Genomic DNA, 15,845 nt, shown 5'->3' on the forward strand with positions numbered 1-15,845 from the left:
GCCGCGGGCCACCCTGGTGGCCGGGGGGAGGGGCCGCCCCACCGGGGGCCAGGAGGCCGGCACGTTGCGCACCGGTGTGACGGCGGAAGACTTCTTCTATCTGATCGCGGGACTCTTCAGCATCCCGGCCGACGAACAGTGGAAGGAGCGGTCCACGCGGATGCTCGATCTGGTGATGGACGGTCTGCGCGCCAGGAGCTGACCGGGGCCCCGGGCAGCCACAAGATCCGCCGACCAGACCCTCCGAGAGCCTGGGCAGGACAGATCCTCCGGCCAGACCCTCCGAGAGCCTGGGCTGGCACAGATCCGCCGACCAGACCCTAGGACCGCCCCACCACCAGCCACTTGGACGGCAGCTCGATCCGCGTCCCGTCCGCCGTGTAGTCCGTGGTGATCAGCGGCATCTCGCCGCTCGCGAGGACATCGAGACCGACCGCGGCGAACAGCTCCAGGACGGCCGCGTCCGAGACCTCCGCGGGCGCGATGCCGTGCTGGAACACCGGCAGCAGCTTGGGCGGCGGGCCCGCGGGACCCTGGGCGAGACCCATCAGGATCGGGCCGGCCCGTTCGGAGAGTTCCACGACGAAGGCGCGGCCCCGGGCGCCGACCAGGGCCGCGATCGAGTCCGCGAGCGGGCGGCGGTCCTCGGGTTCGCACTGGTGCAGCACGCCGCGCATATAGACGTTGGCATCGCCCAGTTCGTCGCGCAGCGCCTCGACGGCCGCCTTGTCGACGGCGTCCAGCTGCCGGTACTCGGCCCGGCCCGAGGTGTCGGGCGCGGCCTGGTCGGCATGTTCGGCGTGCTCGATCGCCGCCTGCGAGAGGTCCACACCGACGACGCGCGGGAAGCGGTCGGCGAGGAAGCGGGTCTGGGTACCGTTGCCGCAGCCCAGGTCCACCAGTGGCAGGCCCAGGGCCGCCAAGTGCGGTTCGGCCAGGGCGAGATGGAGGCCGGCGGTCAGGGCCGGCTCCGCATCCCAGAAGACGGCGCCCTGTTCTTCCGGCGCTTCGCGCCAGAACCCCTCCCACGCCTCTTTGTACCGACTCGTCACGCTCATGACCGACTCTCCCCAGGTTGTCGCATGTAGAGATCGGTCTACCTCCGGCACCGGCATGCGGACAAGCCACCGGCGCATACCTTCACCGATCGTTCGAGCCGCGCACGCCGCTTGAGCGCCTTCGCGCGCCCCCTGCTCTTGAGTACCTTCGCGCCCCCGACCCCACCTGCGGCGAGGCTCAGCGCCGGCGCCCGGGCAGCCCCAGCTCGAACCACACGGACTTGCCGGCCGCGGTCCGGCTCGCTCCCCACTCGCGCGCCAGGCGCTCCACCACGTTCAGGCCGCGTCCCGCTTCATCTGCGGGCCCTGCGCTGCACAGCGTGGGCAGGGTGTGGTCGTCGTCCTCGACCTCGCAGAGCAGGACGTCGGTCCGTACGAGCCTCAGCCCGACATGCCTGCCGTGTGCGTGCCGTACGGCATTGGTGACCAGCTCGCCGACCAGCAACTCGGCGTTCTCCGCGACCGCTTGCAGATCCCAGGCCGCCAGCCGCTCGCGCACCAGGCGCCGGGCGCGGCCCGCCTCGCGTGGATCCAGGGCGAGTTGCCAGTGCGCCACGTCCTGGGGCGTCACTCCGTTGAGCCGGGCCATCAGGAGCGCCACGTCGTCCTTGCGGCCGCCCCGGGTGTTCAGCGCGCGGATGATCGTGTCGCAGGCGTCGTCCATCGAGGCGGCAGGGTGCGCGGCCGATTCGCAGAGAGTCGCGAGCCCGACGCCGATGTCCTCGCCGCGCATCTCGACCAGACCGTCGGTGCACATGACCAGGCGGTCGCCGGGCTCCACCGGCACCCGTACGGTCTCGAAGGGCACTCCCCCGACGCCGATCGGGGCGCCGGTCGGCAGGTCGAGCAGTTCGCTGCGGCCGTCCTCGGCGCGCACCACCACGGGTGGGATGTGTCCGGCGTTGGCGATCTGCAGCTCACCCGCGATCGGGTCGTACACCGCGTACAGGCAGGTGGCGAGGTAGTTCTCGCCGAGCCGCTGGGCGAGGTCGTCGAGATTGCGCAGGAGCTGCGCGGGTGGCAGGTCCAGTGCCGCCATCGTCTGTACGGCGGTCCTCAACTGCCCCATCATCGCGGCCGAGTTGAGCCCGTGCCCCATCACATCCCCGACGACGAGCGCGGTGCGCGAGCCCGGCAGCTTCACCGAGTCGAACCAGTCGCCGCCGACCCGCCCGAGCAGCGTGCCCGGCAGATAGCGGGTGGCGATGTCGCAGCCGGCCATCCGCGGGGCGATATGCGGCAGCATCGAGTCCTGCAGCGTCTCGGCGACGCTTTCCTGGTACGTGTACATGCGCGCGTTGTCGAGCACGAGCCCGGCGCGGGCGGCCAGTTCGGCGCCCGTCACGCGGTCCATGTCGTTGAAGACCGGCCGCTCGGGGTGACGGAGCAGGATCATGAAGCCGAGCACCACATTGCGCGCCTTGAGCGGGACGACAAGCATCGAGCGGTTGCTGATCAGCGGCCGGATGTCCCGCTTCTCGAACTGCGCCGCGATCTTGGTGCCCATCTCCTCGCTGATCCGCGGCACGAGGACCGGCTGCCCGGTGGTCATGCACTGGAAGAACGGGGTGTGCACGGGGAACGGCATGGACTCGCCGACCGGCACCACATCGTCCCAGCGCCCCGGTTCATCGGTGTGCTCGAGCGCGACCCGGTGCCACATGGTGGTGGCGTCCGGCGGGCCGTCCGGGAAGCCCTCGCCGGCGACGACCTGTTCGCGCAGATACGTCCCGGCGACATCCGTGAAGCGGGGCACGACCGCCCGGCTCACCTCGATGATCGTCCGGGACAGGTCGAGCGAGGTGCCGATGCGTCCGGAGACCTCGTTGAGGAACTCGAGATGTTCGCGCACGGCGGCGTACTCGAGATCCTCCGCCTCGTCCGGCACCTGGCGCGGCTGCGGGAGCGCACCCTGCGCGGCGGCGCGCTGCCGGCGCGCACGGCGCTCGGCGCGGCGCGGGACACCCCAGTCGGGCGTGACGGGGACGCGGTCGCTCTGGCTGAACTCCAGGACGGGGTAGCCGAGTTCCAGCACCTGGGAGACGATCCGCGAGCTCTCGCCGACGCTCATGCTCGGCAGGATCTCGGGCAGTCGGCGGGCCAGCTCGTCCGCACCGTCGAACTCGGTGTGCAGGGCGAATCCGGGAGCGATCCGCTCCACGGCGCCCGCTTCCTCGCCGTTCTCGTCGGCGTGGATGCCGCCCACGTCCGCCGCGAGCACGAGCAGCCGCTCGGGTCCGGGACCGACCAGCGGATAGGCCCACCACAGGACGTCGATGCGGTCGGGCCCCGGGTCGCCGAGACGGGCGCGCCCCGCCGCCGTGTAGGAGGTGCGCCCACCGAGGGAGGCCTCCAGATCGGGGCCGAAGTCGCGATACGCGTCGTAGTCCTCGTACGCACCGCGGGCGCGCGGCTCGTCCGGGAGCGCCCCGGAGACGGGCAGCAGGTCGACGGCGGGGCGGCCCACCGCTTCCTCGCGGGTGTGGCCGAAGAGCCGGCGTGCGCCGGTGCTCCAGTGCGAGACGAGGCCCGCGCCGTCCACCACGACCACGGCGAGGGGGATCCGGCCGGTGACGGCGTGCTGCGCGTCCGGCTCGAGTCCCTTGCCGTGCTCCATGGGCTCGCCGCGTCCCCGCAGGGGATCCCTGGACCGTTCCATCGTCTGGGCTCCCCTCCTCCCGAAGGCGCCCGCGGGCGCACCGAAGCTCTGTGCCGACATCAACCACGGTACGGCGGTGGCGCCTTGCCATGTGCGGCAACGGGGAAATAGGGGCGCACACGCGCCCCTGCCTCCAACTGTCAGTCCTCGTGCCCGAGTTGGAGATCCCGTTCGGTCCGCCCGCCGCCCGCGACCTGCAGCACCGTGGCCACCGGCGGGTAGCCCGCGGCGATCACCGTGTACTCGCCGGAGGACAGGTCGACGAAACGGAAGGTGCCGTCGGGGCCCGTGGTGAGCGTGTCGACCACATTTCCGGCCGCGTCGAGCAGCGTCACACGGGCGTCCTCGACGGGCCGTCCGCCGCTCGCCCGTACGGTGCCGCGCAGCACCGCGCCGCCGGCCAGCTCGATGTCCTGCCGGGTCTCGCGCGAGGCCTGCACGCTGACCGGCAGCGCGGCCGGGCGGAAGGCGGGCGCGCTGGCGGCAAGGGTGTACTCCCCCGCCACCAACTCGTTGATCACATAGCCGCCTTCACGTCCGCTGCGGGTGCTGGCCACGACGTCGCCGCGCACATCGGTGAGCGTCACGGCGGCGTCCCGCACGGGCGAACCCTCGGCGGTCAGGACGATCCCGGCGAGCCGTCCGGCGCCGCCGAGCACCACGTCCAGCTCGACGGGCCGTTCGCCGACCGTGACGGAGACGGCCTGCGGCTGGTGACCGCCGGCGGCCGCGATCAGGACGTACGCGCCGGGGCCCGGCGTGGACAGCGCATAGCGCCCGTCCTCGCCGCTGCCGCCGCGGCCGATCTGCTGGCCTTGGACGTCGATCAGGGTGAGGGCGGCGCGCGGGACGGTGGTCCCGTCGGAGTGCTGCACCGTCCCGCAGACGGGGACCCCGGCCGCGTACGCCGCACGGGCCTGCGGGATCTGGGTGGCGGGCTCGGCGGCGGGGGCGTTGTGGGACACCAGCGGTTTCTCCTTCAGGAACAGGGCGAGGACGAAGCCGAGCAGCAGCACCGGCACGAGGTAGAGGAAGATCCGCGGCATGGCGTCCGCGTACGCCTGGATGTAGCCGTCCCTGAGTGCGGGCTCCATGGCGTGGACGAGCTGCGGGGTGATCGATTCGGCGTCCGGCAGGTCGGCGCCGGCGGGCAGCCGGTCGGCGAGCGCGTCGGTGAGACGGCTGGCGAAGAGGGTGCCGAAGACCGCGGCTCCCACGCTGCCGCCGATCTGGCGGAAGTAGTTGTTGGCGCTGGTGGCGGTGCCGAGGTCCGAGGGCGGCACCGCGTTCTGCACGGCGAGGATCAGCACCGGCATGATCAGGCCGATGCCGACGCCGAGCACGGCCATCCAGATGCTGTATTCGAGCTGCGAGGTGTCGGTGTCCAGGAGCGAGAGCAGCCACATGCCGACGGCCGAGGCGAGCCCGCCGACGATCGGATACACCTTGTAGTGACCGGTCTTGCTGATCAGCTGGCCGGAGACGATAGAGGCGATCACGATGCCGCCCATCATCGGCAGCATCAACAGGCCCGACTCGGTGGCGGTCGCGCCGTCGACCATCTGCAGGAAGGTCGGCAGATAGCTGGCCGCACCGAAGAGCCCGACACCGATCACCGCCCCGACCAGGCTGGTGAGGTTGAACGTCGCGTCCCGGAACAGGTGCAGCGGGATGAGGGGTTCGGCCGCGTACTTCTCCGCGACGAGGAACAGGACCGTCGAGACCACGGCGCCCGCGGCGAGTCCGAGGATGACCCGGTCGCCCCATTCGTACTCCGTACCGCCCCAACTGGTGAGGAGTACGAGGCAGGTGGAGGCGGCCGCGAGCAGCACCGAGCCGAGCACGTCGAGGCGCGGCCTGACCTTGGGCTTCGGCAGCTTGAGCACCACCGCGACGACGGCGAGGGTGATCAGGCCGAAGGGCACGTTGAAGTAGAAGCACCAGCGCCAGGAGGCGTGGTCGGTGAAGAAGCCGCCGAGCAGGGGTCCGGCCACGGAGGCGAGACCGAAGGCGGCGCCGATCAGGCCCATGTAGCGGCCGCGTTCCCGCGGCGGGACGATATCGGCGATGATCGCCTGCACACCGATGAACAGGCCGCCGGCGCCGATCCCTTGGATCGCGCGGAAGGCGATCAGCTCGTTCATGGAGCGCGACCAGCCGGCGAGCGCCGAGCCGATCACGAAGACGACGATCGCGAACTGGAAGACGCCCTTGCGCCCCCACAGGTCGCCGAGCTTCCCGTAGATCGGCAGGCCGATGGTCGAGGTAAGCAGATACGCGGTGATCGCCCACGGCATCCGGTCGAGACCCTGCAGATCACCGACGATCTTGGGCAGGGCGGTGGCGACGATCATCTGCTCGAGCGCGGCGAGCAGCAGGGCGAGCATCAGTCCGACGAAGACCAGCCGCACCTGGCGCGGGCTGAGGTCGGCGGACTGCTCGGGCGGCGGTCCGGGCAGTCGCGGGGGCGCCTCGGCCGGCGCCTCTTTCACCAATGTGGTCCCGCTGGTCCCGCCCACAGAGCCGCTCCCCTCGTCGCGCTTATCGCTCAATTCCCGCCAATACGCGACAACTGCGATAAGCGCGACGAGTTACGGCAGAAAACCCTCCACCGATGAGAACCACTCGAAACGGTGACCGGGGCAACTACCCTTTCGAGTGGGCCGCTTCGCGCGGCTGGACCGCTTCACGCGGCAGGCTTCTCCATCTCGGCGGCGAGCTTGGCGAGTACGGCGTCGTAGATCCGGCCGAGGCCCTTGGGCGCGAAGGTCTTCTCGAAGAAGCCGCCGATACCGCCGGCGCCGTTCCACACGGTCCCCACGACAACGCGCGCCTTGCCCTCGCCGGCCGGGGTGACGGTCCAGGTGGTCACCATCGAGGAGTTGCGGTCCTTCTCGACCAGCTGCCCGTCGGTGGGCTCGTCGACCTCGAGCAGGCAGTCGCGGATGCGCTTGCTGGTGGCCTGCAGCTTCCAGTGCACGAGGGTGCCCTTGCCGTCGCCGCCCTCACGCACCTCGTACTCGCTGAAGTGCTCGGGCAGCAGCTTCTGACGCGTACCGCTGTAGTCCGCGATCGCGTCGAAGACATCGTCCGGCTCCGCCGCGATGATCCGCTCGGTCACGGCTTCGACCTGGGCCATGGTCTTTCCTCCACTGCTGCGTTACGGGGCTCCCCGCCTCCCCCTCCCCCGCCCCGGCCGGCGCCGCGCCCGCGCGGCCCGACCCCCCCGGCGGAGCCCATTGTGTCGCGCCGCACGCGAGGGCCGGTACGCGGGTGGGTCAGGCCTTGACATAAACGGCGCGACTGTACCCCTCGAGCTTCTGCACCAGATACGGGCCCGCGACCTCGAAGCCCGCCGGCAGTTCGGAGACGCCCTGGCCGCCGACGACCGCGTACGTGAGCAGCACGTCACCCTTGTCGACGCGGTACGTCCCCTCTGTGTGCACGATCCCGGACCAGACGCACTGCACCTTGGGCGGGCAGGGCGCCACCAGGTCCTCCATCGCGAAACGGCCGTCGCGTTCGAACGTGATCCGGCGCTCGTACGCGCGCCCGGCGCCGCCCCTCGGCGAGATCCAGGTACCGGCCACCTTGCGAGGGGCCTGGGCGTGCTGCCCGGTTCCGGGGCCGGGCTCGGCCGCGGAAGCCGTCGCGGCACCGAAGGCCGGCACGAGCAGCGCCACGGCCAGGACGTATCCCCACAAGCGAGTTGATCGAGTCATGCGGACAGCGTGTGACCGGCTCGGGCGCCCGGCAAAACACATTCGGCCGACTGGCGCCACGCCTCGCCCGACACCCCGTGGTCGACTGGCCCTCGGCGTGGCCCGACCGATGAGTTCTGCGCGCCGTGCCGGTCTGCAGACCGAAGACCGGCTCCCGGGAGGATGAGGCATGCGGAAACTGACCTTCGCCATGAACACGAGCCTGGACGGCTATGTCGCCGCGCCCGGAGACGACCTCGGCTGGAGCGTGCCGAGCGATGAGCTGTTCCAGTGGTGGTCCGACCGGGTGGGGGCGACGGACCTGGCCCTTTACGGGCGCAGGGTGTGGGAGGGGATGAGCTCCCACTGGCCGACCGCCGACAAGCAGCCTGGTGCCACACCGGCGGCGATCGAGTACGCGGGCCGCTGGCGGGACATGCCGAAGGTCGTGTTCTCCTCCACGGTCACGACGGTCGACTGGAACACCCGTCTGGTCACCGGCGACGCGGTCACCGAGATCACCAGGCTCAAGGCCGAGGAAGGCGGCCCCATGGACATCGTCGGCGCCACGCTCGCCGCGGCGGCCATGCGGGCCGGGCTGATCGACGAGTACGTGCTCGTCACCCATCCGGTCCTGGTGGGCGGCGGCACACCGTTCTTCACAGCCCTGGACAGCTGGGTGAACCTGAGCCTCGTGGAGACCCGGCCGTTTCCCGACGGCCTGCTGCTGACCCGGTACGAGACCAAGCGCTGAGCGCCCGACGCCGGATCGCCCCCTTCGCACCGTCCGGAGCTCTCCGCGCACGATCAAGGGAACATGTGTTCTATTCTATGGCCCAGTGCAACCGAGGAGGCTCCATGCGCTGGGACAACCTGACCCACGACCGACCGAGGGACGCCGCCCTGTTCGGTGCGGATGCCGTGACGACCCGGACGTTCGACACCCCCGAGTTCGCCGGAATGACCTTCCACGAGATCCGCGCGAAGTCGATCGTGAACCGGGTGCCGGGTGCCTCGCGGATGCCCTTCGAGTGGACGGTGAACCCGTACCGGGGCTGCACCCACGCCTGCGTGTACTGCTTCGCGCGCAAGACGCACAGCTACCTCGACCTGGACACCGGCCTCGGCTTCGACTCGCAGATCGTGGTCAAGGTGAACGCACCCGAACTGCTGCGCCGCAAGCTCGCCGACCGCCGCTGGCAGGGCGAGCACATCGCCATGGGGACGAATGTCGACTGCTACCAGAGGGCGGAGGGGCGGTACCGGCTCATGCCGGGCATCATCTCCGCGCTGCGCGACTACGCGAACCCCTTCTCGATCCTCACCAAGGGCACGCTGATCCTGCGCGACCTCGATCTGCTGCGGCAGGCCGCCGAGGTGACGGAGGTCGGCGTCTCCGTCTCCGTCGGCTTCACCGACCAGGCGCTGTGGCGCACGGTCGAACCGGGGACACCCTCGCCGGAGCGTCGGCTCGACGCCGTGCGCACCCTCACCGAGCACGGCATCGGCTGCGGTGTGCTCATGGCCCCGGTCATCCCGTTCCTCGGCGACTCCCCCGACCAGCTCCGCGCGACCGTACGCGCGATCGCCGCCGCCGGCGCCACCTCCGTCACCCCGCTCGTGCTGCATCTGCGCCCGGGCGCCCGCGAGTGGTTCATGGCCTGGCTCGGGCGCCATCACCCCTACCTCGTACGGCGATACGAGCGGTTGTACGCCGAGGGGGCCTACGCGCCGAAGTGGTACCAGCGGCGGATCACCCGTCATGTGCACGAACTGGCGACGGAGTTCGGGATCGGCCCCTCCTCGCCGGGCAAGGCCCGCCGCATCGAACGGCCCGCGACGGACCCACTGCCCCGGGTGCCTCAGCAGCCCCTGGTCCAGGAACCGACGCAGCTAACCCTCCTTTGACCGTTTCCCCTCGATTCGGTCAACTCCCAACAGAATTCGTCCTTCCGGGAGTCGTTTCCGGGACGATGCGGCGTGGGCTGTGGCATGCACAGTCCGAAGCCGGGCCGCGGGCAGCGGTCCGGATCCTCCGCACCGGGAGGTCAGATGAGAAAACGGACAGTGGCAATGTGCGGTGTCGCCGCCGTGGTGGGGGGACTGCTGAGCGCGGTCCCGTCGGCCGCGGGCACGCCGGCGGCCGACCGGGCCCCGACGGCGCGCACCACCCTCAAGTGGAAGGACTGCGCCACCGAGAACTATCCGACGCTGCAGTGCGCCTCGCTCAAGGTGCCGCTCGACCATGCGAAACCGGGCGGCAAGAAGATCACGCTCGCCCTCTCGCGGGTGCCGCACACTTCCTCCGCGAAGGCGTACCAGGGACCGCTCCTCGTCAACCCCGGCGGCCCCGGCGGCAGCGGTCTGACACTGGCCGGATTCGTGGCCGGTTCCCTGCCGAAGAAGGTCGCCGGAACCTATGACGTGATCGGCTTCGATCCGCGCGGCGTCGGCAGGAGCGAGCCGGCGCTGAACTGCCGGCCGGGTCACTTCGCACCGGTCAGGCCCGACACCGTGCCGTCCTCGCACAGCATCGAGCAGGCGAACCTCAAGCGGGCCAAGGCCTTCGCCGACGCCTGCGGCAAGAAGTACGGCTCGCTGCTGCGGTACATCGACACGGTCAGTGCCGTGCGCGACATGGACGCGATCCGGCGGGCGCTCGGCGCCAAGAAGATCAACTACTTCGGCTATTCGTACGGCACTTATCTCGGCGCGGTGTACGCGAAGCTCTACCCGGACCGGGTGCGCCGTGCGGTCCTGGACTCGATCGTCGATCCGACGGGTGTCTGGTACCGGGACAACATCGACCAGGACTACGCCTTCGACGCCCGCCACAAGGCGTTCTCGGCGTGGGTGGCCAAGCATGACGCCGCGTACAAACTCGGCAAGGACCCTGCGAAGGTCGAGGCCAAGTGGTACGCGATGCGCGCGGCCCTGGCGAAGAAGCCGGCCGGCAAGAAGGTGGGGGCGAGCGAGCTCGAGGACACCTTCATCCCCGGCGGCTACTACAACGGCTACTGGCCTTTCCTGGCCGAGGCGTTCGCGGCGTTCGTGAACGACAAGGACGACGCGCCGCTGATCGAGGCGTATGAGAACTTCGCCGCCGTCGACGCGTCGGGCGACAACGGGTACTCCGTGTACGCGGCGGTGCAGTGCCGGGACGCCTGGTGGCCCCGCGACTGGGGGCAGTGGCGGCACGACATGTGGAAGGCGCACGACAAGGCACCGTTCATGGCGTGGAACAACGCCTGGTACAACGCCCCTTGTGCGTTCTGGCCCACGAAGCCGCTGAGCCCGCCGGACGTCTCCAACTCCAAGCTGCCGCCGGTGCTGCTCTTCCAGGCCACGGACGATGCGGCGACTCCGTACGAGGGCGGTCTCGTCGTGCACCGCAAGCTGCACGGATCGAGCCTGGTCGTCGAGCAGGGCGGCGGCAACCACGGGATCACGCTGAGCGGCAACGCGTGCCTGGACAAGTACCTGGCGGATTACCTTGCTTCGGGGAAGGTGCCGCGGGGCAGCGGTGAGGTCGACGCGACCTGTGAGCGTCTGCCGGATCCGGAGCCCGAGGCGCCGGCGGCTGCCTCGTCGTCCGGCGGCGGGGCGACCTTGCACGGCTTGCTGGGGTACAGGTCCTGAGGGTCCTGAGGTGAGGGGTGGGGTGCGCCCTGAGGCGGATGCGCCCTGGGGCGGACCCCACCCTTTCCCATGGGGAACGGCGGCTTAAGGTGCGCGCATGGACGTACAGATCCGTGAGATGACCGAGGACGATATCGACGCCGTCTCCGAGATCCGCGTGCTCGGCTGGCAGTTCGCTTTTCGGGGGCTGATGCCACAGGGGCATCTGGACGCCTTGAACGTCGAGGAGGACGCGGCGGCGCGGCGGAAGTTCTGGGCCGGGCGTCCGCCGGGTGTGGTGGCGCTGGTGGCCGAGCGCGACGGCCGGATCGTCGGGTTCTCGGGGTTCGGGCCGACGCGGGATGACGATCAGGCCGCGGGCGCCTCTCAGGTGTACGCCATCTATGTGCACCCGGAGAAGATCGGGACCGGCGCCGGGCGCGCGCTCATGCACGCGACGCTGGACCGCTGTCGCGCCGCGGGGGCGCCCTCGGTCTGCCTGTGGGTGCTCACGCACAACGAGCGCGCACGCCGCTTCTACGAGCGGGCCGGGTTCGTCGCCGACGGGACCTCCGCCTCGTACGACGTGGACGGGGTGCCTGTGCCCGAGGTGCGTTATGTACGGCGCCTGTACTGATCCGGGGCCGCTTGGTCCCTGGTCTCCCACAGCCAACCCATGGCTGCCGACTGCAGCAGAAAGCTCATGACCGCCCAGCCGTAGAAGAGCCAGCCCGTCGCCGCCGGACCGTCGTACACCAGATCCTCCAGCGGGGCGTAGAGGAGGAAGGCCGGCATGAGGGGCAGCAGCACCGCCCAGTAGCCCGAGACCCAGTCGTCGGGGTCGCCGCCGGTCCCTTCATAGACCGCGCCGCCCAGCGCGCACGCGGCGATCAGGCCGATGTACGCCAGGGACAGCGCGTTGGTCACGGTAAGACGGACCAGCCGCCGCAGCAGAGCCTTCATCGCTCCCCCAACCCCCGTACCGGTGCGTACAACCCTCGTATCGGCGCATACAACCCTCTGACGGACAACGCCAGTACAGCAGCAGGATCAGCTCGTCGTCAGGGGGCGAACCGGCCCCGTCGGCGCACGGCGCGGGTCACCCGTTCGTCATTCTCGCCAGTGCCGCCGTAGCCGCCGCCGCGAGGCGGGGATGCGCGCGGGCCGCCGTCAGGGCGGGGACCGCGCGGGCGTCGGCGAGGGCGCCCAGGCCTTCGACGCAGGCAAGGGCCACCCGCCAGTACGGGTCGGAGGGTGAGGCGAGACGGCGTTCGAGGACCGTGATGAGGGCCGGCGCCGACTCGGGGGCGCGCAGCTCCGTGAGCAGGCGGACCGGGTGCAGGGCGTAGGCGACGCGCAGTTCATTGGTCGCGAGGGCGGCTGCCGCGCGGGCCGTACGGGGGTCACCGAGGCGGGCGAGCGCGAGGGCGGCGGCGGCGCAGCGCGCGGGTTCACGGTGGTTGAGGAGCAGGACCAGGGTCTCGAAGGACCGTCCGTCACCGGCCCAGCCGAGCCGCAGAGCGGCGAATTCACGGGCCCACAAAGGGCGTTGGGGCTCGACCAGCACGCGGGCGACGGCATCGAGGTCCTTGCTCGCCCGCAGGCGCTCAAAGGTGGCCGCCTCGTCATCGCCGGCCTCGAGCCGTAAGCGCTCCGTCACTGATCGCCACTCTTCGTCCATGGCCGCCACCCTAGCGAGCGCCCGCGCACCACCCTTCGCGCCCCCTGCGCCGTGAGCCAGACCACAAACTCCGGGGTCTGGCGCGCTCGTTACCCACGGGTTAAGCTCAGACGAGCGGGACACACCCCGTATGTACTCCCGTCGGCCTGGTGACGCAGCCGGCGAGAGCTTGTCGGTTCGGTACATCGCTTGCGACGCGGCCCCGGGACAGGGCCCGTCGATCACCACCGGTCCTCGGCGTCTGCCGCCGGACCGGGCACAGCGCCGGGCCCCGCCCCGCGCGGGTCCGGACACCACGACACCACCTCCCGTACGCCCCATGCCTTTTCGCGAGCGCGCGACCTGGCGAGCGAGCACGCGTACGCCCCTCTTCAGTCGTCACTCACCTCCCTGGAGTCCGCGATGGACCGTCCCGAACCTTCCTTGCGCACGATCGCCGTCGTCGGCCTCGGCACGATGGGCGCCGGTATCGCCGAGGTGCTCGCCCGCGCCGGCCGCGACGTCATCGGCATCGACATCAGCGAGGCCCAGACCGTGCAGGCCGTCGCCGCCCTGGAGGCCTCCACCGCGCGTGCCGTGCGGCGCGAGCGGATCACCGACGAGCAGCGGACCGAACTCCTGGGCCGTTTCCGGACGTTCACCGATCTCGGCGCCGCCGCCGAGGCCGATCTGGTCATCGAGGTCATCCCCGAGTCGTACGAGCTCAAGAGCCGGCTCTTCCGCGAACTGGACGCCGTCGTGCGCCCGGACACCATCCTCGCGACCGGCACCAACGCGCTCTCCGTGACCCGCCTGGCCGCCGAGTCGACCCGGCCCGAGCGCGTCCTCGGGATGCACTTCTTCAACCCGGCACCCGCGATGAAGCTGGTCGAGGTCGTCTCGTCGGTGCTCACCGCCCCCGAGGCCGTCGGCGCCGTCACCGCGCTCGCCCACGATCTCGGCAAGGAGCCCGTGTCGGTGGGCGACCGGCCCGGATTCGTCGCGGACGGACTGCTCTTCGGCTATCTCAACCAGGCCGCGTCGATGTACGAGGCCAAGTACGCCAGCCGTGAGGACATCGACGCCGCGATGCGGCTCGGCTGCGGCCTTCCGATGGGGCCGCTCGCGCTGCTCGACCTGATCGGGATCGACACCGCGCGCACCGTCCTGGACGCCATGTACGCCGAGTCGCACGACCGCCTGCACGCCCCGGCCCCGATCCTCAAGCAGCTCAGCGAGGCCGGTCTGACCGGGCGCAAGGCCGGGCGCGGGTTCTACACGTACGCGCAGCCGGGCAGCACCGAGGTCGTGCGCGACGCGCTGACGCCGCTCGACGACGCACCGCTCGCCGGGGGACGTACCGTGCGGAGCGTCGGTGTCGCGGGCTCGGGGACCATGGCCTCCGGGATCGCCGAGGTCTTCGCCAAGGCCGGTTACGCCGTCGTGCTCGCCGCCCGCAGCCAGGAGAAGGCCGAGACCGCCAAGTCCCGTATCGCCAAGTCGCTTTCGCGTTCTGTCGACAAGGGCCGGATGACCGCCGGGGCACGGGAGGAGACGCTCGGCCGGATCACGCCCGCGGGCTCGTACGACGCGTTCGCCGAGGTCGATCTCGCCGTCGAGGCCGTCGCCGAGGACCTGGAGATCAAGCAGCAGCTGTTCGCCGCACTCGACAAGGTCTGCAAGCCGGGCGCGGTGCTCGCCACCACCACCTCCTCGCTGCCCGTCGTCGCCTGCGCCCGGGCCACCTCGCGGCCGCAGGACGTGATCGGGATGCACTTCTTCAACCCGGCCCCGGCCATGAAGCTGGTCGAGGTGGTGCGCACGGTTCTCACCTCCGACGACGTGCACGCCACGGTCCGCGAGGTCTGCACGAAGATCCGCAAGCATCCGGTGGACTGCGGGGACCGGGCCGGCTTCATCGTGAACGCCCTGCTCTTCCCGTATCTGAACAACGCGATCAAGATGGTCCAGGAGCACTACGCGACCCTCGACGACATCGACGCCGCGATGAAGCTCGGCGGCGGCTATCCGATGGGGCCCTTCGAGCTGCTCGACGTCGTCGGCCTCGATGTCTCGCTCGCGATCGAGCGGGTGCTGCACCGCGAGTTCCGCGACCCGGGCCTGGCTCCCGCGCCGCTGCTCGAGCATCTGGTGGCCGCGGGCTGCCTCGGCCGCAAGACCGGTCGCGGCTTCCGCGAATATGCCAGGCGCTGAGGCCCGTACGGACTGGGGAGGGCTGCTCGATCCGGCGATCGGCCCTCCCGCGGCGGCGCAGCCCACCGATTCCATGCAGTACGTTCGGACCATGCCCAGTGCCGCCAACACCCCCAGAACCACCTCCGCGCCCGACGCACCGGAAAGTGCCGCGGGCACCCGCGCCGCCGCCCAGCGGCTGAAGATGCGCAGGGAGCTGGCGGCCGCGGCGATGGAGCTGTTCGCGGCCAAGGGGTACGAGGCGACCACCGTCGACGAGATCGCGGCGCGCGCCGGAGTCGCGCGCCGCACCTTCTTCCGGCACTTCCGGTCCAAGGAAGAGGCGATCTTCCCGGACCACGACGACACCTTGATCCGCGCGGAAGCAGTTCTGAACGCCGCGCCGCCGCACGAGAACCCGCTCGACACGGTGTGCCGCGGCATCAAGGAAGTCATGAAGATGTACGCGGCCTCGCCGGCCGTCTCCATCGAGCGCTACCGCCTCACGCGCGAGGTACCGACCCTGCGCGAACGCGAGATCGCGTCGGTGGCCCGTTACGAGCGGCTCTTCACGCGCTATCTGCTCGGGCACTTCGACGAGCAGGCCCACCACGACGGCGACGACGATCCGCTGCTCGCCGAGGTCGCCGCGTCGGCCGTGGTGACGGCGCACAACCACGTGCTGCGGCGCTGGCTCAGGGCCGGCGGCAAGGGCGAGCTCGAGGCCCAGCTGGACCACGCGTTCTCGATCGTCCGCCGGACCTTCGGCAGCGGGATCCTGGCCGGGCGCTCACCGGCGGGCAGCACGCCCGTGGCGGCGGCCCGCACCGAGGGCGAGGTGCTCGTGACGGGGGCGCGTACCGACGCCCCCCTGGACGAGGTCATGCGCACGATCGAGCGGGCGCTGCGCACGCCGGGAGCGCCCTAACTCGCGAGTAACGTACGCCACATTCAGT

The 15,845-nt window shown here is 70.8% G+C and carries 13 protein-coding genes and 1 pseudogene; 7 read left to right on the forward strand and 7 right to left on the reverse strand.

What is annotated here, in order from left to right; all coding sequences use genetic code 11:
• Nucleotides 1-202 (forward strand): annotated as a pseudogene (locus JAO81_RS03275) (TetR/AcrR family transcriptional regulator); the annotation flags it as partial.
• Nucleotides 203-320: 118 nt separating this feature from the next.
• Here the strand turns inward: JAO81_RS03275 and JAO81_RS03280 are convergent.
• From JAO81_RS03280 to JAO81_RS03300, 5 genes are all read right to left on the reverse strand, one after another.
• Nucleotides 321-1,058: a class I SAM-dependent methyltransferase gene (locus tag JAO81_RS03280; RefSeq protein WP_199546195.1), complete on the reverse strand. Its 738-nt coding sequence runs from the start codon at nt 1,056-1,058 to the stop codon at nt 321-323.
• A 178-nt stretch (nt 1,059-1,236) separates the two neighbouring features.
• Nucleotides 1,237-3,675, reverse strand: coding sequence for a SpoIIE family protein phosphatase (locus JAO81_RS03285; RefSeq protein ID WP_199546287.1), 2,439 nt, complete (start codon nt 3,673-3,675; stop codon nt 1,237-1,239).
• Nucleotides 3,676-3,857: 182 nt separating this feature from the next.
• Entirely contained in the window at nt 3,858-6,212 is a 2,355-nt protein-coding gene (locus JAO81_RS03290) for an MFS transporter (RefSeq protein WP_374194251.1), read from the reverse strand.
• Between the two features lie 191 nt (nt 6,213-6,403).
• Nucleotides 6,404-6,856, reverse strand: a complete 453-nt coding sequence (locus JAO81_RS03295; RefSeq protein ID WP_199546197.1) for an SRPBCC family protein — start codon at nt 6,854-6,856, stop codon at nt 6,404-6,406.
• Between the two features lie 139 nt (nt 6,857-6,995).
• Nucleotides 6,996-7,439: a hypothetical protein gene (locus JAO81_RS03300; protein WP_199546198.1), complete on the reverse strand. Its 444-nt coding sequence runs from the start codon at nt 7,437-7,439 to the stop codon at nt 6,996-6,998.
• 169 nt (nt 7,440-7,608) lie between these two features.
• Here JAO81_RS03300 and JAO81_RS03305 point away from each other — a divergent pair, with 169 nt between their 5' ends.
• From JAO81_RS03305 to JAO81_RS03320, 4 genes are all read left to right on the forward strand, one after another.
• Entirely contained in the window at nt 7,609-8,172 is a 564-nt protein-coding gene (locus tag JAO81_RS03305; RefSeq protein WP_199546199.1) for a dihydrofolate reductase family protein, read from the forward strand.
• Nucleotides 8,173-8,276: 104 nt separating this feature from the next.
• Nucleotides 8,277-9,326, forward strand: a complete 1,050-nt coding sequence (locus JAO81_RS03310) for an Rv2578c family radical SAM protein (protein WP_199546200.1) — start codon at nt 8,277-8,279, stop codon at nt 9,324-9,326.
• Between the two features lie 144 nt (nt 9,327-9,470).
• Nucleotides 9,471-11,057: an alpha/beta hydrolase gene (locus tag JAO81_RS03315; RefSeq protein WP_199546201.1), complete on the forward strand. Its 1,587-nt coding sequence runs from the start codon at nt 9,471-9,473 to the stop codon at nt 11,055-11,057.
• 97 nt (nt 11,058-11,154) lie between these two features.
• Nucleotides 11,155-11,673, forward strand: coding sequence for a GNAT family N-acetyltransferase (locus JAO81_RS03320; RefSeq protein ID WP_199546202.1), 519 nt, complete (start codon nt 11,155-11,157; stop codon nt 11,671-11,673).
• On the opposite strand, the gene JAO81_RS03325 is transcribed toward JAO81_RS03320, so the two are convergent.
• Nucleotides 11,652-11,999 (reverse strand): SCO4225 family membrane protein, encoded by a 348-nt coding sequence (locus JAO81_RS03325; protein WP_199546203.1) that lies wholly within the window; start codon nt 11,997-11,999, stop codon nt 11,652-11,654. The genes JAO81_RS03320 and JAO81_RS03325 overlap by 22 nt on opposite strands.
• Nucleotides 12,000-12,135: 136 nt before the next feature.
• A complete protein-coding gene (locus JAO81_RS03330; protein WP_199546204.1) occupies nt 12,136-12,717 on the reverse strand; it encodes an adenylosuccinate lyase in 582 nt (193 codons plus the stop codon).
• A gap of 402 nt (nt 12,718-13,119) precedes the next feature.
• Between JAO81_RS03330 and JAO81_RS03335 the strand changes: the two genes are divergently transcribed.
• On the forward strand, nt 13,120-14,910 hold the full coding sequence (locus JAO81_RS03335; RefSeq protein ID WP_199546205.1) for a 3-hydroxyacyl-CoA dehydrogenase family protein: 1,791 nt from the start codon (nt 13,120-13,122) through the stop codon (nt 14,908-14,910).
• 73 nt (nt 14,911-14,983) lie between these two features.
• A complete protein-coding gene (locus JAO81_RS03340) occupies nt 14,984-15,817 on the forward strand; it encodes a TetR family transcriptional regulator (protein WP_199546288.1) in 834 nt (277 codons plus the stop codon).
• Nucleotides 15,818-15,845: the final 28 nt, after the last annotated feature.

It is taken from the genome of Streptomyces sp. N35, from assembly GCF_016464295.1.
In the GTDB taxonomy this organism is placed as follows: Bacteria; Actinomycetota; Actinomycetes; order Streptomycetales; family Streptomycetaceae; genus Streptomyces.